This is a genomic window from Spirosoma agri, from assembly GCF_010747415.1.
Taxonomy (GTDB): Bacteria; Bacteroidota; Bacteroidia; order Cytophagales; family Spirosomataceae; genus Spirosoma; species Spirosoma agri.
Map to the genome: position 1 here is coordinate 1,012,107 of NZ_JAAGNZ010000001.1, position 19,195 is coordinate 1,031,301.

The 19,195-nt window shown below is 50.1% G+C and carries 15 protein-coding genes and 1 pseudogene; 9 read left to right on the forward strand and 7 right to left on the reverse strand.

From position 1 onward, the window contains the following. The first annotated feature begins 5 nt into the window (after positions 1-5). Positions 6-1,058, forward strand: coding sequence for a type IX secretion system ring subunit PorN/GldN (gene porN / locus GK091_RS04225; RefSeq protein ID WP_164035362.1), 1,053 nt, complete (start codon positions 6-8; stop codon positions 1,056-1,058). Between the two features lie 74 nt (positions 1,059-1,132). Here porN and uvrC read toward each other — a convergent pair whose 3' ends face one another. The 3 genes from uvrC to porW all read right to left on the reverse strand — a co-directional run bounded on the left by uvrC (position 1,133) and on the right by porW (position 7,793). Then, positions 1,133-2,941, reverse strand: a complete 1,809-nt coding sequence (gene uvrC, locus GK091_RS04230) for an excinuclease ABC subunit UvrC (RefSeq protein ID WP_164035363.1) — start codon at positions 2,939-2,941, stop codon at positions 1,133-1,135. Between the two features lie 156 nt (positions 2,942-3,097). After that, positions 3,098-5,449 (reverse strand): penicillin-binding protein 1A, encoded by a 2,352-nt coding sequence (locus GK091_RS04235; protein ID WP_164035364.1) that lies wholly within the window; start codon positions 5,447-5,449, stop codon positions 3,098-3,100. Between the two features lie 73 nt (positions 5,450-5,522). After that, positions 5,523-7,793, reverse strand: a complete 2,271-nt coding sequence (gene porW, locus GK091_RS04240) for a type IX secretion system periplasmic lipoprotein PorW/SprE (RefSeq protein ID WP_164035365.1) — start codon at positions 7,791-7,793, stop codon at positions 5,523-5,525. A gap of 118 nt (positions 7,794-7,911) precedes the next feature. On the opposite strand from porW, the gene GK091_RS04245 reads away from it, so the two are divergent. The 6 genes from GK091_RS04245 (at position 7,912) to atpH (ending at position 11,513) form a co-directional block, all read left to right on the forward strand. Next, a complete protein-coding gene (locus GK091_RS04245) occupies positions 7,912-8,181 on the forward strand; it encodes an AtpZ/AtpI family protein (RefSeq protein ID WP_164035366.1) in 270 nt (89 codons plus the stop codon). Between the two features lie 101 nt (positions 8,182-8,282). Next, the gene (locus GK091_RS04250; protein ID WP_164035367.1) at positions 8,283-8,645 is read left to right on the forward strand and encodes a hypothetical protein; all 363 of its coding nucleotides are present in this window, start codon (positions 8,283-8,285) and stop codon (positions 8,643-8,645) included. Between the two features lie 19 nt (positions 8,646-8,664). Next, a complete protein-coding gene (gene atpB, locus GK091_RS04255) occupies positions 8,665-9,771 on the forward strand; it encodes a F0F1 ATP synthase subunit A (RefSeq protein WP_212592941.1) in 1,107 nt (368 codons plus the stop codon). Between the two features lie 144 nt (positions 9,772-9,915). Then, the gene (atpE, locus tag GK091_RS04260; RefSeq protein ID WP_170312687.1) at positions 9,916-10,167 is read left to right on the forward strand and encodes an ATP synthase F0 subunit C; all 252 of its coding nucleotides are present in this window, start codon (positions 9,916-9,918) and stop codon (positions 10,165-10,167) included. A 256-nt stretch (positions 10,168-10,423) separates the two neighbouring features. Beyond that, complete coding sequence (gene atpF, locus GK091_RS04265) at positions 10,424-10,918, forward strand: F0F1 ATP synthase subunit B (RefSeq protein ID WP_164035369.1); 495 nt, start codon at positions 10,424-10,426, stop codon at positions 10,916-10,918. A gap of 55 nt (positions 10,919-10,973) precedes the next feature. Continuing rightward, positions 10,974-11,513, forward strand: coding sequence for an ATP synthase F1 subunit delta (atpH, locus tag GK091_RS04270; protein ID WP_164035370.1), 540 nt, complete (start codon positions 10,974-10,976; stop codon positions 11,511-11,513). 81 nt (positions 11,514-11,594) lie between these two features. On the opposite strand, the gene GK091_RS04275 is transcribed toward atpH, so the two are convergent. The 3 genes from GK091_RS04275 to GK091_RS04285 all read right to left on the reverse strand — a co-directional run bounded on the left by GK091_RS04275 (position 11,595) and on the right by GK091_RS04285 (position 13,762). Next, positions 11,595-12,533, reverse strand: coding sequence for a serine hydrolase (locus GK091_RS04275; RefSeq protein ID WP_170312624.1), 939 nt, complete (start codon positions 12,531-12,533; stop codon positions 11,595-11,597). After that, a complete protein-coding gene (locus GK091_RS04280) occupies positions 12,530-12,988 on the reverse strand; it encodes a GNAT family N-acetyltransferase (protein ID WP_164035371.1) in 459 nt (152 codons plus the stop codon). The genes GK091_RS04275 and GK091_RS04280 overlap by 4 nt, the downstream gene beginning before the upstream one ends. Positions 12,989-13,111: 123 nt before the next feature. Beyond that, the gene (locus tag GK091_RS04285) at positions 13,112-13,762 is read right to left on the reverse strand and encodes an oxidoreductase (RefSeq protein WP_164035372.1); all 651 of its coding nucleotides are present in this window, start codon (positions 13,760-13,762) and stop codon (positions 13,112-13,114) included. A gap of 1,436 nt (positions 13,763-15,198) precedes the next feature. Here GK091_RS04285 and GK091_RS30015 point away from each other — a divergent pair. Beyond that, positions 15,199-16,002 (forward strand): annotated as a pseudogene (locus GK091_RS30015) (TonB-dependent receptor plug domain-containing protein); the annotation flags it as partial. Between the two features lie 423 nt (positions 16,003-16,425). On the opposite strand, the gene GK091_RS04295 reads toward GK091_RS30015, so the two are convergent. Then, entirely contained in the window at positions 16,426-17,859 is a 1,434-nt protein-coding gene (locus GK091_RS04295) for a Gfo/Idh/MocA family protein (protein WP_164035374.1), read from the reverse strand. 243 nt (positions 17,860-18,102) lie between these two features. Between GK091_RS04295 and GK091_RS04300 the strand changes: the two genes are divergently transcribed. Then, positions 18,103-19,125 (forward strand): SMP-30/gluconolactonase/LRE family protein, encoded by a 1,023-nt coding sequence (locus GK091_RS04300; RefSeq protein ID WP_164035375.1) that lies wholly within the window; start codon positions 18,103-18,105, stop codon positions 19,123-19,125. Positions 19,126-19,195 lie beyond the last annotated feature (70 nt).

Here is a 19,195-nt window from a genome sequence, read left to right on the forward strand (position 1 = left end):
TAGCTATGACACAAATGAAAACGATACGATATGCTGGGGTGCTGGCCGCTGCTGCACTGGCCCTGGTAGGGGGGAATGCGTTAGCCCAGGAGAAAGCAAGCACTGGCACGAACCCTAATTCGGTTCGTGGAATTAATGAGAATGACATCATGATGAAGAAAACCCTTTGGCGTCGGGTCGACCTGAAGGAGAAACAGAATCAGTCGATGTTCTCGAAAAATAATGAAATTTCGAAGTATTTGATTGAAGCTGTGAAAGCTGGTTTGATCGATGCGTATGCGAACGATTCGTGTACGACAAAGATTACTGCCGCGAAATTTCACGAAAACATGCTGATCCCGAATACGGGCGGTGGCTTGTCGGCTGAAGAGAAAGCGGCCGGTTTTACGGAAGATGGTAAAACGGGTGGCGCTAACGATGGTTGGGACAGCCCAAAGAAGGACGATAAGAAGAAGGTAGCTGATGATGGCTGGGGTACTCCTAAAAAAGCAGCTGCTCAACCTGCTGACGATGGTTGGGGTGCACCTAAGAAAAAGGCAACTGTAGCGAAAAATACCAAAGGCAAAAAAGGTAAGAAAGTCGTTGCTCCTGTTATCGAAGAGCCCAAAAAGGATACCATTCCAGCTGTGGCAACTTTGTCAGGAGACGAATACTTCCCTAAAGAGCTGAACATTCTTGAAATAAAAGAAGACTGGATTTTTGACCGGAAACGCTCACGGTTGTATTACGATGTGCAAACCGTAACGCTGTTGCTTCCTTCTGACAAGAACCAGGCTGGTTTTGAGGTGCCCATCGCATCGTTCAAATACAAAGATTTGGACAAGCTGTTTCGTAGCGATCCGAAGAAATTTATCTGGTATAACCCACAGAATCAGGCTCAGCACAAAAATTTGGCCGATGCCTTTGATCTGCGGTTGTTCTATGGTCGGATTACAAAAGTGGCTAATCCGGGAGATAAGGACTTAGTTGGTATGTATGGTGATCGGGAAGGACTGTTGAAGTCATACCAGACGGAATACGAACTCATGGAAGTAGAGCATGGTCTCTGGGAGTACTAAGAAAAAAGCGGCTGAAGGGCCGCTTTTTTTATGGACATATACTAGTGAAGAAGCAGCATTTGCCGCTTCTTCTTTTACTGCTCCAGCGTGTCGAAATAGAATTTAAGCTTAGCGGCCCGATCCTTACCTACTACTTCAGCCACTTCATCGATAGAGGCTTCTCTGATTTTGGTCACCCCCTTAAAATGCTTGAGCAATTTGGCCGCTGTTTTCTTACCAACGCCTTCGACATTTTCCAACTCACTGATCAGGCTGTTGCGGCTGCGTTTATCACGGTGATACGTGATGGCAAACCGGTGGGCTTCATCACGAATGCGTTGAATGAGCTTGAGTGATTCTGATTTTTTGTCGATGTAAAGTGGCAGATTGTCTTCCGGGAAATAAATCTCTTCGAGTCGTTTAGCAATACCGATAATGGGCACTTTCCCGTATAGGTTCATCGCTTTCAGCGCGTCGCAGGCCGCACTAAGCTGGCCTTTTCCCCCATCGATCACGATCAGGTCAGGCATATCCGTTTGTTCCTCTATCACACGGGTATAGCGACGGGTAACCACCTCGTACATACTGGCAAAGTCATTCGGCCCGATCACCGTTTTGATCGAGAAATGCCGGTATTCCTTATTCGCTGGTTTGCCGCCGATGAAACATACCATAGCCGAAACCGGATTTGTCCCCTGAATATTCGAGTTATCGAAACACTCGATTCGATTAGGAAGCGTCTTAAGCTGTAAATCCTGCTTTAGGCGGATCAGAACACGATCTTTTTTGCTGGCGTTCGCCGTTGCTTCTGCGGCTGCACGTTCCTGCCGTTCGCGTCGGAAATACAGCACATTTTTGAGCGACATATCCAGCAACTTCTTCTTATCGCCAATTTGTGGAATGGTCACTTCGGCCTGTAAGTCGACGTCGAGCGGAATATTTGTGATGATCTCCTTGGCCTGACTGCCGTACTGCTCCCGAAATTCAATGATCATCATGGCGAGCAGGTCCGGATCGGGTTCGTCCAGTTTCTTCTTGACTTCAACGGTATGGGCCTGCACGATGGTGCCGTTGACAACCTTCATGAAGTTGACATAAGCCGACAGCTCATCGGAAGCAATCGAGAAAACGTCCGCATCGGCGATCTTAGGATTGACAACGGTCGATTTGCTTTGAAACCGCTGAATCACATCCATCTTCTCTTTGTATTGCTGTGCCTGTTCAAACGCCAGCTCGTTTGCCGCGTCGACCATTCGATTCTTAAAATGCTCCTGCGCCGGCTTCAGGTTTCCTTTCAGAATATGATGAACCTGCTCAATATCTTTGTTGTAGTCAACTTCCTTTTGCTTGCCTTCGCAGGGGCCTTTACAGTTGCCGATGTGATATTCGAGGCAAACCTTGTACTTACCCGCTTCCACATTTTCGGGCGCCAGGTTGTAATTACAGGTACGGATTGTGAATAGTTGGCTGAACATATCCAGCACCGTGTACATTGGCTTCAGGTTAGCGAACGGGCCGTAGAATGTACCTTGTTTGCGATCGATGCGCCGGGTCGTGACAACCCTCGGGAAATGCTCGTTCGTGACGCAGACAAAGGGGTACGTCTTATCGTCGCGCAGCAGGATGTTGAATTTCGGCTGGTAGCGTTTGATGAGTTGATTTTCGAGGAGCAGCGCATCAAACTCGGTGTGCACAATCGTGAATTCGATCTTACGAATCTGACTAACCAACCGAATTGTTTTCCGGTCGTGCTGTTTCGAATTCGTGAAATAGCTACTGACCCGGTTTTTTAAATCCTTCGCTTTACCAACATAAATCACCTCGCCCGTCGCATCGAAATACCGATAGACCCCCGGCTCATGAGGCACTTTGGCTAATTCTTTCTTGTAGTCGAATTCCGGCATATAATGGGTTGTCTACCTGCGCTGGGATAGGGTTATTGTGAAGCCGACTAGCCGCTCAGGCATTGGCAGACTGCTTTATAAAACAACCAATGTATGCTAAAGGTTGCTTATTGATCGACACGAAAAAGGGCCAGCAAAAAGGCTGGCCCAAATGAGTTATTGTAAAATCTCGTCCTCATCTTCCGGTACCACTTTAGGCGGAATGTACCGTTGGGCGGAATCGATATGGAAGCCGCCACAATCGATCTTGAAATTGTTGGGCTTCCGGAATGGCTCCGGACGATACTGCGTCAGGGTTGGATCGGCGTATATCTTTTGCATATACATGCCCCAGGCCGGCATCGCCATGCGGCCACCCTGACCAAGCTCAATCGTTCTAAAGTGAATCGAACGGTCATCACCACCGACCCATAAACCCGACACAAGGTGCTGCGTCATGCCCATAAACCAAGCGTCGGAATAATTGGACGTTGTTCCCGTTTTTGCCGCTATCTCGTTTCCACCTTCCAGCAGTTTATATTGCGTCCGGAGTCGTTGCGCCGTTCCGTTCGGATCTTCAACCGCCCCGCGCATGAGGTACAGCATTTCATAGGCCCGATTGGCACTAATGACCTGGTTGGCATCGGCACTGAACGATTTCAGGACGTTTCCATTCTTATCCCTGATCTCAAGAATCAGCATCGGCCGCACCCGAATACCACCGTTGGCAAAAGCGCAGTAGGACGATACCATTTCGAGAACGGAAACATCACCCGTACCCAGGCAAAGGGTTGGATTTTGTGGTAGATCTTTACTGACAATACCCATCTTATGAGCATAGTCGATTACTTCGGCCGCACGGGTTTTTTTGATCAGCTGCGCACTGACAGTGTTGATCGACTGTCCCAATGCTTCACGAAGCGACAGGCTCCGGTAACTGTATTTGCCATTCGAATTTTTGGGCATCCAGGGCGGGCCGCCATTGTTATCTTCTCCGTGCGCAAAGACGGTTGGCTGATCGGTCAGATGGCTGCACGGCGTTACAAAACCTTGGTCCATTGCCGTTAAGTAAATGAATGGCTTGAACGTAGACCCCGGCTGACGACGACCCTGACGAACGTGGTCGAACTTCATGTGTTTGAAGTTAATGCCGCCTACCCACGCTTTCACGTGTCCATAGCGCGGGTCCATCGACATGAAGCCGGTGTTCAGCAGTCGTTTGTAATAGCGAATCGAGTCCAGCGAACTCATGGTGGTGTCCTTCTCGTTGCGTCGGCCACCGTAAACGAAAACTTTCATCTTGACGGGTTTCCGCATTTCGCGCCAGATGGCTTTCTCATCCGTACCGTACTCAGCTTTCAGTGCTTTATACCGGGTCGTCTGTTTCGCTCGCGCTTCGATAAAGCCGGGCAGTTCCTCGTACTTTTTGGTCTTCGGATTCTTCTTTACCCACGGATTTCGTCCGCGCCAGTGTTCGTAAAACTTTTTCTGCTGATCGCGCATATTGGTCATCACCGCTTCTTCGGCGTAGGACTGCATACGCGAATCAATGGTGGTGTAAATGCGTAAGCCGCTGGTATAGAGATCCAGCTCAGCATCCGGGTTGTCTTCGTTATACTGATTGATGAACGCTTTGATGTCATCCCGGATAACCGACCGGAAATAAGCAGCCATACCCGTGTTCTGGTTTTCGATGCTGAAGTCAAGCTTGATCGGTTTCTGTTTGTACGTGAAAAACTGCTCTTCATTCAGAAATTTATAGCGTTTCATCTGGCTCAGCACAACATTCCGGCGTTGCAGGGCGCGTTCTTCAAAAATACGCGGATCATACCGGGACGGATTCTGCAACATACCGACCAGCAGCGCCGATTCTTCGACACTTAAGCTCCACGGTTCCTTATCAAAATAGGTTTTGGCGGCTGTTTTGATGCCATACGTATTATTGCCGAACGACACCGTGTTCAGGTACATCATCATGATCTCCTGTTTGGTATAGTTCCGTTCCAGCCGAACCGACAGAATCCATTCTTTGGTCTTTTCGATGACCGTCTTGAGCAGCGGCACATTACCAAGCGCACCACGCAGTTTTTCACCACGGGTATCGAACAGGTTTTTGGCTACCTGCTGCGTCAGCGTACTACCGCCCCCTGAACTACTGTTACCCGTAGCGATGCCTTTGATAACCCGAAAGAAGGAGCGGGGATCAATACCCGAGTGTTTGATGAAGCGGGCATCTTCAGTCGCCAATAAGGCTGATACGACATTGGGCGAAACCTGCGTAATCTCGACCGGTGTCCGGTTTTCGACGTAGTATTTACCCAGCAGCTGATTGTCGGCGGTATACACCTCCGAAGCGCGATCACTCTGCGGATTTTCGAGTGCTTTCAAGCTGGGCATTCCGCCGAATAACCATAGAAAATTATAACTGACAGCCAGTATGTAAAAGACCAGCATCGCCAGTCCGAATAAGGCAAACCGCCACAGTTGCTTGATAAAAGTCCGGTAGCGACCGGGTGCAAAATTGATCATTATGGGTGCGTAGGTATTTTCTGTTTGCCAGTTTGCTGCCCCTGGAGTAAGCCAGGACAACAAGCTGGGCACGTTATTTTCTGTTTGCCGTTTGTCGACTGGCAGCTTCCTGCATTTCTTTTACGCGCGGTAAGAGGGAACTGGCCGGATAATCGCGTATAAATTCGGTCAAAGATTGTTTGTAGGCATCGGTTCCCTGGACTTTACCGACAAGAATAACCCGCAACAGGGCCAGTTTGTCTTCCAGCTGCGTACCCGTAAATGTATTGAGCGAGTTTTCCGTCCGGGCAAGCGCTTCCGTCACGTTATTCGCTTTGTAGAGTTCATATATCTGGTTGTAAGTAGCCAGCGCCTTGGTTTCACTGTCCGTAGACTGCTGAGCAACGGCCCGGCCTACCAGTCGTGCATATGAGGTGTTCGGATAGTCAGCCAGTAATTTATCTTTCCAGGGAGACGCCTTACCTAACTGCTCGTTCGAGAGGTGCAGCAGGTAGTACACTTCGGGTTTCTGAAGCGTATTGGGATAGCGGGTCAGCAATTGCTCGAAGGTGGGAATGGCGTCTGCCGGTTGATTGAGCTGGAATTTGTACAGCTTACCTAGCTTATATAAGGCGTTTTCAATGCGTTGATTGGCCTGCGCCTGGGCTTCTTTCGTGAACGGAATCTTGGCATACAAAGCATCTTTCTGCGCCTTCTGGACAGTCGCTATGCCACTACTCCCCAAAGCTGTCTGGGCCGACGCGTTTGTAGCGTCCTGTTGCTGTAGGGGCGCGTTTGGGTTTATTTCGTTAGCCGATGTGCCTCCATTGAGCGGACTATTGACGCCGGCAATGGCTTCCGACGCTTCTTTGTTGCTACGTCGCCAGTTATCTTCAATCGGACGATTGCCCCAACGGGTAGAAAACTCTTGTCGGCCCTGGCTCAAGGCAACGGGATTATACAAAACCCAGCGTTCGTTCGGTTGCAGATCGGAATTGGTTGCACCGGGAACTGTACCGACATTACCACTGGAAGCCCGATCCACAATCTGCTGAGCCAGCGCTGCCTGTGCTTTGTCTTCCTTTTCCTTCTGCGCAATGACATTGTCCAGCAGCTTATCCAACGCGGCCGGGTTCATCTGGGCCAGATGCAGCAAACTATCATCCGTACGAATCGTGGTCTGGTACTGGACGAACTCATCCAGTGTTTTTTTGCGAGTTACCAGCGCGGCATAATCCGGTGATTGTTGCGGCATCAGGGCCAGTGCGCTGTCGTAATAGACTTTAGCTTTGGCATAATCGGTTTTCTTTTCGAAGTACAGCTTGCCGATTTCCTCGTAGGTATACGGGACCTGTGACGTATTGGAACCCGCAGCCTGAATAGAAAGGCTGTAGAAATTGATCGCTTTATCGATCCGACCATTCCGGGCTTCGAGCAAGCCCATCGTAAAATAAATCTTGTCTTTCAGGTCGGCGTTTTTCCGGTCGTTGAGCATCGTCTCAAACGTTTCCGTCGATTGGGCCAGCCGCTTCTGATCACCCGTCAGGCCGTTGCTCTGAATGGCATACAGATTGGCGTAAAACGACTGATCGTAGGAGGGCCGCGAGCGTAGCACCTGTTGATAATGGGCGATTGCTTTGGTCGGTTGCCCGGTCAGATCGTATAACTGACCTGCAATCAGGTGGAGACGAGCCGTCGACTCACCTTTTTTCAGAGCCGGAAACGTAGCGTCCAGAATTCCCGCGGCAGTTGTGTATTCGCCTTTCCGCTCGTGCATGTACGCCTTGGTCAGGTAGAAGTCACGGGTATTGGCTTTATTGAGGGGTTGGGTGCGCAAATACTCCGAAACATTCAGGGCATTTGTGTAATCACTGGCTTCGGTATAGGCACGCATCAGCCCAACCAGTGCCTGGTGTTTGTCGTCTTCGTCCGTTCCTTTCGTGTTCACATATTTGAACACTTCGATGGCATTTGGTAAATCCTGTTTCAGCAAACGCGCCCGGCCGATCAGAATGTAAGCATCATCGAGCCATTTGCTGTTCTGATGGCGTTCGGGAATGAGTGAGGCTTTTTTTATCGCGTCGTCCAGCTGCGGCTTCACGGGCGCGACCAGCATCGAATCGACGGGGAACAGAATTGGCAACAGATGATTATAATTTTCCTGCCGGGTTTTGAACAGAGCCAGTTCAGCCTCCTTAATTTCGTCGCGCGCAATCACATAAGCGTTGAAATGGGCCGTCAGGTTATGATAACCCTTGCTAATGGGTTTTGTACTGTATTGCGAGCATGACACCAGTACAGCGGTCAGCAGCGCTGAAACCGTTAACAATTGTAGGTACGGGCGGTTACGAAAGTAGCGGGACATTCGGAAGTAATACGTAGTCACTCGTATCTCAAAACGTTCCGGTCTGCGTTGACGGTATGGAACGTTAGCCCAAATTAACGAATTTTGCTCTTTACATTGTATAGAACCCCTGAATTCTGTGGAAAACGAACCCGAACAGCCCGCCGAAAACCGTCCGATAAAGCCTACGGACGGTGCACCGTTGAAAAAAGTAACCGAGAAAACGACGTCATTTGTGCAATATAGCGGTATTGCGTTTCAAATGCTCGGTACGATCGGACTGGGCGTTTGGGTCGGCCTGAAACTGGACGAATGGCAGGGCAACGAACGCCCTTTATGGACAATTGTGCTATCATTGACGGCTATCGGGGCATCCCTGTATTTATTTATCCGCCAGCTAACCCGATAATAACATTAACTCAAGCGATTTGCCCATTCGGCTTACTGGCCCGCTACGCTTATGTAAGTTAGCTGTAGCTGTATCCGGATAGTAGAAAATCGCCTTATACTATGCTTCGGACAATTATCTTAACCGCTATACTGGCAATTGTATTTTTCTCAGCCGAACGATATTCCGCTCCAGCCTGGTTGCATCCCGACTGGAAGATTTTACTGCTCTTTTTTTTTAGTGTATCGTTCCTCACGCATCGGCTGGTGGAGTCTGGTTTACAAGGGGATCGGGAGCGCTTCATTCCGCTTTATCTGGCTGCAACAGTGGCCCGGCTGATACTTGGCCTTGCATTTGTCGGGTTTTTTCTATTCCGACATATTGACCAGCGCCGGACGTTCGTTTTCGACTTTCTTGTACTATATATATTTTACACAGGCTTTGAGATTTGGAGCCTTACTCGTAACTTGCGACGCGATTCGTAAAAACGATCTGTCACATCATATGATGAGTTCGGTGATTAATAGATTTATGTTGGCTATGGCTCTTGTTATGAGCTCATTAGCTTTTGTGTACGCTCAGGAGGAAGGCCATGAGGGCGAAGTTCCGGCCGAGCACGGCAAAAAAGAAGGATTTAATGTGGGCGAAATGATCATGCACCACATTAAAGATGAGCACGGTTGGGAGTTTGCCCACGGTGTTACGCTACCACTGCCCGTTATTCTGTATTCGCAGGATCGTGGACTCGAAGTTTTCTCATCATCACACCTCGCTCACGAAGCGGTTTACAACGGCTACAAGCAGGAACACGGTAAAGTGCACCGGGTTAATGAAGCCGGACAAACTGACCATGAAGCGAAGGTTTATGACTTCTCGATCACCAAGAACGTGGCATCTCTTCTGTTGAGCGCCGTGATTCTGCTGCTGATTTTCCCCGCCGTTAGCAAAGGGTATGCTACTAACAAGGGTAAAGCCCCGAAAGGGATTCAATCGTTGCTGGAACCCATTATCTTGTTCGTTCGTGACGAGATAGCCAAGCCAAGTATCGGTCCCCGCTACACGAAGTACCTGCCTTACTTGCTGACGCTGTTCTTCTTTATTCTTGTCAACAACCTGCTGGGTCTGTTGCCGGGGGCTGCCAACCTCACTGGTAACATCGCTGTTACGCTGGTGCTGTCGATCATCACGTTCATCATCGTAAACGTGAGTGGTAACAAGCATTACTGGATGCACATGATTAAGCCGACGGGTGTTCCGGTTGCGCTGCTGCCCATCATGGTTCCGGTTGAGATTGTGGGTCTGTTTATGAAACCCCTTTCGCTGATGATCCGGCTATTCGCCAACATTACGGCGGGTCACATTATTATCCTGAGTTTGCTGGGTCTGATTTTTATGGCCAACCACATGGCTGGCACAATGACTAGTATCGCTATCAGTCCGGTTGTGCTGTTTTTTACCCTGTTTCTGAACATGATCGAATTGCTGGTGGCATTCCTTCAGGCGTTCATCTTCACGCTGTTGACCGCTATGTACATTGGCAGTGCTGTGGAAGACCATCACGAAGCCGACCACGGAATCGGTTATGAAGGAACGACGTCGGAGTTAGGGTAATCGTTGACTATAGAGGTGTTGGTTCAAAAACCAGCTTACCTCAGTAGTGAGTAGCGTGCTGTGTTGGATTCTAAGAAGACGACACGTTTGATAATGCAATCTTTTGTTTCACTTGTATAAATACGTTTGAGTTTTATGTTCGCAATGTTGTTTGCTCTGCTGTTAGAAGCTACAGGTAGTGTAGCTATTATGGGTGCTGCTATTGGTGCTGGTTTAGCTGCTATCGGTGCTGGTCTTGGTATCGGTCGGATTGGTGGTAGTGCCATGGAAGGTATTGCCCGTCAGCCAGAAGCGGCTGGTCGTATTCAAACCGCCATGCTGATCATCGCGGCTCTGATTGAGGCCGTTGCTCTGTTCGCAGCTGTTATTTGTCTGCTGGTTGCTACGGCGGCTTAATTCGCCCCGCAACAGCAGTATCTAAACTTGAGTAGGCTGGTTACATTAGGTACTGGCGTCCCTGCTCGCAAAATTCCCGGAACTGTCTGTCCATTTGGGTTTGCCGATGGACAGACAGTCTCCAACAAAAGATTGAATTGAGTTGCAATGCATAGGTGACGAACACTGATTCAGAAGCCTGTAACGCGTGGTAACTAACTGAACCGAAAGTCATACAATATAACTAGCCGCTTAAGCGGTCATAAATCGTAAATCCATGGATTTGCTTACACCCGATCTTGGTTTATTATTCTGGCAGGTAGTCGTATTTCTCGGCCTGTTTTTAATTCTTCGTACGTTCGCTTGGAAACCCATTACCGACAGTTTGCACGAACGCGAAAACAATATTCAGAGCGCACTCGATCTAGCTGAAAAGACCCGCGTTGAAATGACGGCTCTGAAAGCCGATAACGACAAATTACTGGCTCAGGCTCGTAGCGAACGTGAATTGATCCTTCGCGGTGCCAAAGAAACGGCTGACAAAATGGTTGCTGATTCTCGCGATAAAGCAGCGGCTGAAGGACAACGTATTCTGGATCAGGCTCGTGAAGCGATGCAGAATGAGCGTCAGGCACTGGTAGCGCAGATGAAGAAGGAAGTAGTTACGCTCTCGCTTGATATTGCCGAGAAAGTACTCCGTAAAGAACTTAGCGATAAGGGTGCGCAGGAGAAACTGGTTAGTGATCTGGTATCCAATTCAAGACTAAACTAAAGGAGTCGTGAGGTGTAGGCGATTCGCTTACAGCTGATGACTCAGACATACACCTATGGCAGTTGCTACCGTAGCATCCCGATATGCAAAGTCTCTTCTGGATCTAGCCCAGGAGCAGGGCATAACGGAAACGTTATACAAAGACATGCGGCTATTCAAGCAAACAGTTGACCAAAGTCGTCCACTGCTGCTGATGCTGAAAAACCCTATTGTTCGGTCGGAGAAGAAAAGCGCCGTTTTGAAAGCTGCGTTCGAAAAACGACTGAATCCGGTGACGATGTCGTTCCTGCAGATCATCACCAAAAAGAATCGCGAACCCATCATGGATGCGATTGCCGAAGCCTTCATTAGCCAGTATGATAAGCTGAAAGGTGTTGACCGGGCAACCATCATCACGACCGTTCCGCTCACCGACGAACTTCGGGCGAAGTTCAGCGCGCTGGTGCTGCAAACAGCCGGTGGCAAAACGGTTGAGCTGGAAGAAAAAATTGACCCGAAACTTATTGGTGGTTATGTACTGCGCGTTGGTGATCAGCAGATCGACGGATCGATTCGCAATCAGTTGAACGAACTCCGGTTGCAGTTTTTAAACTAGTCCGAAAGCTAATCAGGTTTAAGCTGGTTGACCTCTTATAGAAAAAAGGCGAGTCCTGAATCAGGACTCGCCTTTTTTCGTTTACCACCATTTTTCATACCCTGCCGACGGCTTCCAGGTCGATTTCGGTTCAAAATGATGCCACAAAATGGCGGCTATGTTTCGCAGGGCGACGAACCCTTCGTTCGTTCGTACCCAGCTTTCGTCTTTCTGATTTTTAGTCATCACACAATAGACGTACTCGCCGTGGGGCGCATGAACGAACACTACTTCTGACCGGGCCTGATTGACCGCGCCATTTTTACAGGCTGTTTTGATGTCTGGCGGAATTTGCGAAAGCCCGTCGTTGTCCCAATACTGGTGGCCCAAATTACGATACATCTCCTCACTGGCGTCCGGACTTACCGCTTTTCCCTGGCGGATATACGTGATTAGGTCGGCCATATCACGTGGCGTCGATTGCCCCCAGCCATGTTGGGCTTGGTTGGCTGCCCGGCCAGGGGTGCGGGAATTAACGCGGGTCTGGTGAAAGCCGTTCGTGTCGAGCCATTGATTGATCGTGGCACCACCTCCGGCCAGTGCCTGACACCACAAGCTGCCTGTGTTGTCACTGACTGTTATCATCAGCATAGCCACTTTACTCAGCGCCAGTTTAGTGCCGTCTTTGAAAGATCCGACAATGCCGTCGTCATAATGCAGTGAATCCCTGTAAACGAGCTGCTGGTCATAAGCTAGCTCGCCTTTATGAATTTTGTCGAACAAGCCGCACAGAATCGGGACTTTGATCATGCTGGCCGTTGGGAAGAGCGTATCCGCATTGATAGCAACCGTTTCGCCCGTGCGAAGATTACGCACGTAAACGCCAATTGTTCCGTGAAAGCCGGCCAGTGCAGTCGTAAGTTCCCGATCGAGCGATGACGACCGAGCTTTCTTTTTTTGTGGTTGAGGAGCGCTATCCGATTGAGCAATCGTGAATTGCGTCTGGACGATAAGGAGGCAGAAGAGAAGAAAACGTATCAAAATTGAATCGGTTTAACGAGTTTATGATGAGTGCACTTGAACGACTCCCGTTCATAGAATCGGATAGTATCGGTGCGTTTTTGGTTCGTTGTCACTTCCAGATTGACGAAACCTTCTCGGGTGGCCAGTTCGAACAGAGCCGTCACCAGCTTATGGCCAATGCGCTGATTACGCTGATCGCTTCGGACGAACAATTCCTGAATTTCGCCTACTTTACCAACGTGGTGAAGTAGGTATTGAGCGTAGCAGCTGACAAACCCTACCCGCTCACCCGCCCGTTCGGCGATCAGGTAATAAATCATTGGATTCGTCAGGTTCAGGGCAAAGATGGCCTGAAATCGAGGCAGGTCGAGCTGTTCATCTTCCAGCTCACACAGAAAGTGGTAAACCGTGCCGACATCCTTCGGGCTGGCTGGCCGAATGGTCACGTAATCAGCTGGGGGAGGGGTATTCATCACGGTAATTCTAGTATCGCCATTGGTTCAGTAACAGGATGACTCGACTCGTTCAGACGTTGCCAGCGAGTGACTGAAGACCGCTAACGGGAGATTATTCGTCCCAATAGTCACGCTATTACCCTAGTATTCTTGGAGCCGATCCGATTCGAACACGTGCTTGCCGACCAATCCCTGTTGCATGGTAGCCAGCATCGCGTTAGCGACTTTCGAACCGTCAACACCTTTGTATTTTGCCGGAATAATCGGACTTAACAAGCGCATAGCTCCTTCGGCCAGCCGCTCACCCAGGCGATTTTCACCCCGATTGCCCAGCAGGAGGGAAGGACGGAAAATTAGTAAGGTAGGGTAATTCAGCGCGGCAAGGTCACGTTCGACTTCGCCTTTGACCCGGTTATAAAAAAACGTTGATTTGGTGTCGGCGCCCATGGCCGTTACAATGGCAAACTGCTGGGCACCATTAGCCAGCCCTAACCGGGCAATATCCATTGGGTACTGGTAATCGACTTTGCGGAACGCTTCTTTCGAACCCGCCTTTTTCATCGTGGTGCCGAGGCAGCAAAAAATATCGTCGGCCTGGGTGAGCAACCCATTCGGATGGTCGAAATCGAACTGAACTTCCTGCAAACGGGGATGCTGCCAATTCAATGACTTTCGCACTAGGACTTTTACTTTTTCGTAGAGGGGAGAGTCGACCAGACGGTGGGTGAGCAAGTCGCCGACAAGCCCCGTGGCACCGATTACCAAAGCTGTTTTATACGTGGGTGCTGTCATCTCAAAGAGGATATTTTTGCTAATTTAGTCGCTTAGCAAACAGATGAAGTTACTTCATGCTGAAATCTATTATATGCACCTAATTACACACCTTTATGCACCGAATAGTACACCGAATTAGTACCGTTCTTGTTGGACTTACGCTCATGTCGCTAGTTGCGTTTCGCTTCGTGAGTGACGACGATTTTTTGAAACGGCTGCTCGCCAGATTTCAAGACTACAATCAGCAACGACCTGTTGAAAAGGTGTATGTTCACACTGACCGCGACGCCTATCTGACGGGCGAAACGATCTGGATGAAGGGGTATATCATCAACGGAAATACGCACTATATTGATACCATCAGCCGGGTGCTTTATGTTGATTTGATCGATTTGACTGCTCGGCGCGTCCGGCAGAGAGTACAGCTTCGGGCAACAAACAGTTTTGCGCCCGGTCAACTTGCACTACCTGATTCGCTGGCGTCCGGAACGTATATGCTTCAGGGGTATACGAATTACATGCGCAACTTTCCGGAAGCCTATTTCTTCACAAAAACGTTGACTATTCTGCGAGCAGATGACACAGGTACAACGGCTAAATCAGCAGTATCGGGTAAACAGAATCGTCTGGATGTCCAGTTTTTACCCGAGGGCGGGCAACTGATCGAGGGGGTCGAAACGCGAGTAGCTTTCAAAGCGGTCAATTCCTCCGGGCAAAGCCAGACGGTGCAGGGGTTTGTCCTGAACACCCGAAACGACACGATCGTTGGACTGACAAGTACGCATCTGGGCATGGGATTTTTTACCCTGAATCCGGAAGTTGGCCAACGCTATACGGCTTTCGTCAGACAGGCCGACGGAACGCTCACCCCCTACCAATTACCCGCTGCGAACGTGCAGGGCGTGACCATGCAGGTCGATAATGTGAGTAATAACGTTAACATTCGGGTGTATCTTCGTCATAACAAAACCAGTGTCGATCCCGCTGCCACGATGACGCTCCTGGCCCAGACGCGCGGGCAAGTTGTGCAGATCGCGAAAGTACCTTTGGCGAAAAAAGGAGCGATGGTTCAGTTGCCCAAGGCTGAGTTTCCGGAGGGAATCGCTCAGCTCACCCTCTTCGACGAAACGAACAAGCCAGTCAGTGAACGCCTGGTCTTTATCAATAAAAACCAGCAGATCAATATTGCCTTATCGCCGGACAAACCGTCGTATAAAAATCGCGACAAGGTAGAGTTGACTATTACGACAACCAATGCAGAAGGTAAACCGGTTGCTACTAACCTATCGTTAGCAACCGTCGATGCCCGACTAGCACCCGAAGTTGATTCGAATAGCGCTAGTATCGTATCCCACTTGCTGCTGTCGTCGGACCTGACCGGCGTAATCGAACAGCCAGGCTATTATTTTGACCCGTCGCATAAAGACCGCTGGCAGCAGCTGGATTTGCTGTTGATGACGCAGGGCTGGCGACGGTTCGCCTGGTCCGACGTGCTGGCGGACTCAATTCCGCGCGTTAAGTACCACGTTGAGCGGGGGCTGTCGCTGACGGGCCGTGTTGTTCGGCCCAACCAGAAAAGCATCGGCAGCAAAGTGAAATTAACGTTTGTCGTGTCCAGACAGGATAGCACCCGTGATTTTCTGACCGGTGATACCGATGACTTTGGGAATTTCGGCGCGTACGACCTTGATTTTACGGATACCACAACGGTATTGATCCAGGGTGTGAAGGGCAAAGCAAACCGTGATCTGGTTATAACGCTCGATCAGCTACTGACACCAACCGTGACCATCACGCGCGTACCCTACAATCCGCTTGAGTTCAGACGCGATGAGCTGGCCGAGTTCATTAAACGAACTAAAGAATACCAGGAAATTGAGCGACAAATTCGGCGAAACGGCGAAGTACTGCTCCAGTCGGTAACGGTGAAGGCCAAGAAATACCAGGAACGTGATTCCAGAACCATTTACGGTACACCCGACGCTACCGTCAAATTCGATCAGATGAATACTGCCGGACGATTGACCATTCTGGATGTAATTCAGGGGCGAATTGCGGGCGTACAGGTGACGGGCAATGGTATGAATGCGCGGGTGCAGATTCGCGGAGCGGCTAACTTTAGCGGTCCTATCGAGCCCCTGTTTGTGCTGGATGGTATGCCCATGGACTTACAGGGTATCATGGGTATCTCGGTGCAGGATGTTGACCGGGTTGACGTGCTGAAAGGCGCATCGGCAGCGATCTATGGCTCGCGGGGGGGCGGTGGTGTTATTTCCATCCTGACCAAACGGGGGTCTCCGAACTATGATCTTACGAAAGAAGCGGCTCTCGGAACGTTGCTGGCGAAACTGCCCGGTTACGCGCCCATCCGGGAGTTCTATGCTCCTCGCTATGATACCAAGAAGCCGGAACACGTTCGGCCCGATTACCGCACAACACTGTACTGGGCACCGCTCATCCAGACCAATGCCGATGGCAAAGCGACCATATCGTTTTTTACATCGGACGCCAAAACGGAGCTTCGAGTACGGGCGGAGGGTATAACAATGAGTGGTATGCCGGGTATGAGCCGAGGTGTATTACGAGTCGAATGATGCTTGATTTGCTGCAGGAGGACACTAAAAGACGAATGCCACTACATTTTGTAGTGGCATTCGTACCAGCAGCAGACAAAAAAAGCGTTAAACGGCGCCCAGAATCTTCATGTTGATTGGATCCCAGCTGACGGCTTTCTTCTGCGCGAAACTCATATTGCCACACTGCGTTGGCCCACAGGCGCGGAGCCCAAATGTGGCATCTTCAATATTTGGGGCGTTGGTCCGGATGGAATTGAAGAAATTGACAAAGTGCTCATATCGATCTCCTTTATAATCTTTAGGGAAGGCGTATTTAAGCTCTTTGGGCCCTTCCAGTTCCGGATGGGGCGGATATAGTTTAGCGTATTCTTTGATGAACAGCTCTTTCTGATCTTTGGGGAAATTGTCGATCGACATACCCGGAGCCTTCGGAAATTTGTTCCGGTGAACGGTCAGCGAATCGAACCCGAGCGACAGGTCACCCTCCGTACCCACGATCCGAACCAGGTAATTACCACCGCCACCGTCAACGAAATTAGATCGTGTCGTTAGGTTGAACTCAGGATGTTCAGCCGTTTTGCCGTAATCATAGATACTAAGCTGAATATCAGGCACATCACGACCATCTTTCCAGTAGCGCGTTCCACCGGTTGAATACACCCGATTTGGTCCTTTTGAACCCGTAATGCAGTGCAGCGATGTCAGCAGGTGGACATACAGGTCACCGGCAATACCAGTGCCGTAGTCCTGATAATTCCGCCACCGGAAAAAACGGAGCGGGTCCCACGGACGTTTCGGCGCACTCCCCAGATACGTGTCCCAATCAACGGTTTGGGGCGATGCATCGGGTGGAATCGAATATTGCCAGGCACCCATGGCACTATGGCGGTCGTAAATCGCTTCGGCAAACACAAGCTCACCAATATCACCGGCTTTCATCAACTCACGCGCTTTGGCGATGAGCAGCGAACTGGCAAACTGGCTGCCCACCTGAAACACTTTACCCGTTTCTTTGGCAACTTTTATCAATTTATGACCATCCTCAACTTTCTGCACCATCGGCTTTTCACAGTAGACGTGCTTGCCTTTGCGCATGGCATCGGTCGAGATTTTTTCGTGCCAGTGATCGGTGGTGCCATTGATGATGGCATCGACATCGCTGCGCTCCAGCACCTCCCGGTAATCTTTGGTAACCGGAAGCTGATCGCCCCAAAGCTCTTTGGCCCGACGAAGCCGTCCATCATATAGATCGCAGGCAGCTACCATCTCGACACCGTCGACCATCAGCGCCGTCTGCATATCGCCGATGCCCATGCCACCCGTACCGACCAGCGCCATACGAACTTTGTCATTGGCCGCTGTGCTGGAATGGCTTTTTATCAGATTCAGGTACTGGGGAGCAGCAATTGCGCTCGTTTCTGCCAGCGCAGCGGGTGCAGTAGCCGCGGCTGTACCGGCAATGCCGAGGGCCTTCAAAAAAGACCGGCGGGAATTGTTCCCGTTGTTCTCCGCTGAAGCCTCCCGTTTGTCGTTATTCATAATCAACTGGATTGAGGATTTATAAGGAAATGAAAAGCCGAGTAGCCGGTAACGTTCGTGTTACTAAGTCACTATAGCCATCAATAGCGTTGGCTCCGGCGAATGTTCTGTAAAAATAAATGAAGTCTTCGTTATATTTTAAAAAATTTAAGAATTAAAAATAGTCTCTAAATCACTTAGTCCGCTTGCAATGCCTACACACTTTTGTCATCTTGCTTCCATTCCTAAAACGCGCTAATTCGTATGAAATTACAGCTGCTAACCTGTTTATTGACAGCTACCTTTGGCCAGATTATGGCACAGACGACCCCTTATCCAACCATCGGTCAAGTCGTGCGGCTCGACCCCCGAATTGATAAGTTGATCCCCAAGGATGCGCAGATTGAGGTGCTGTCCAGCGGTTTCGCCTGGACCGAAGGACCCGTCTGGGTTAAAAACCAGGATGCTGCTGCCGGAAATTATTTACTGTTCTCGGATGTACCGCAGAATACCATTTTCAAATGGACGGAGAAGGAGGGTGTCACACCATTTCTGAAACCATCCGGCTACACAGGCACGGGCACTTACGGCGACGAACCCGGTTCCAATGGCCTGACTATCGATGGAAAAGGGCGTCTCATTGCCTGTGAGCATGGTGACCGGCGCGTGACCGCTATGCCACTGGACGGTATTGGCGGAAAACGCACGCTGGCGGATACGTACAACGGCAAACGCTTCAACAGTCCCAACGATGTGGTGGCACACACTAACGGTAGCTACTACTTCACCGATCCGCCGTATGGTATGCCAAAAAAAGAAAAGGACCCTAGCCGGGAGACTGAGGGCTTCGGCGTTTACCGGATTGCTCAGAACGGTGCGGTTTCCATGATCGTCGGTGATCTGACCCGCCCGAACGGGATTGCCTTGTCGCCGGATGAAAAAACGTTGTACGTGGCTCAGTCAGACCCGTCGCGGCCCGTTATCATGGCGTATGCCGTTCAGCCCGATGGGTCTGTCAGCAAGGGGCGGGTGGTATTTGGTGCCGACGGGCTGAAAAAACAGAACCTGGAAGGGGGCTTCGACGGCATGAAAGTTGATCGAGATGGGAATCTATGGGCGACCGGACCCGGTGGTGTACTGGTACTATCGCCAGCGGGTGATTTCCTGGGCCATATCAAAATCGGTGGTGCGACCGCCAACTGTGCCTGGGGTGACAACGGATCGACGCTCTACATTACGGCGGATATGTACCTGTGCCGGATCAAGACGACGGCGAAGGGATGGTGAAATTTAATGACGAATTATAAACGATCAATGATCAGTGGATTGGCAAAACTCATTCCTGATTTTACACTCA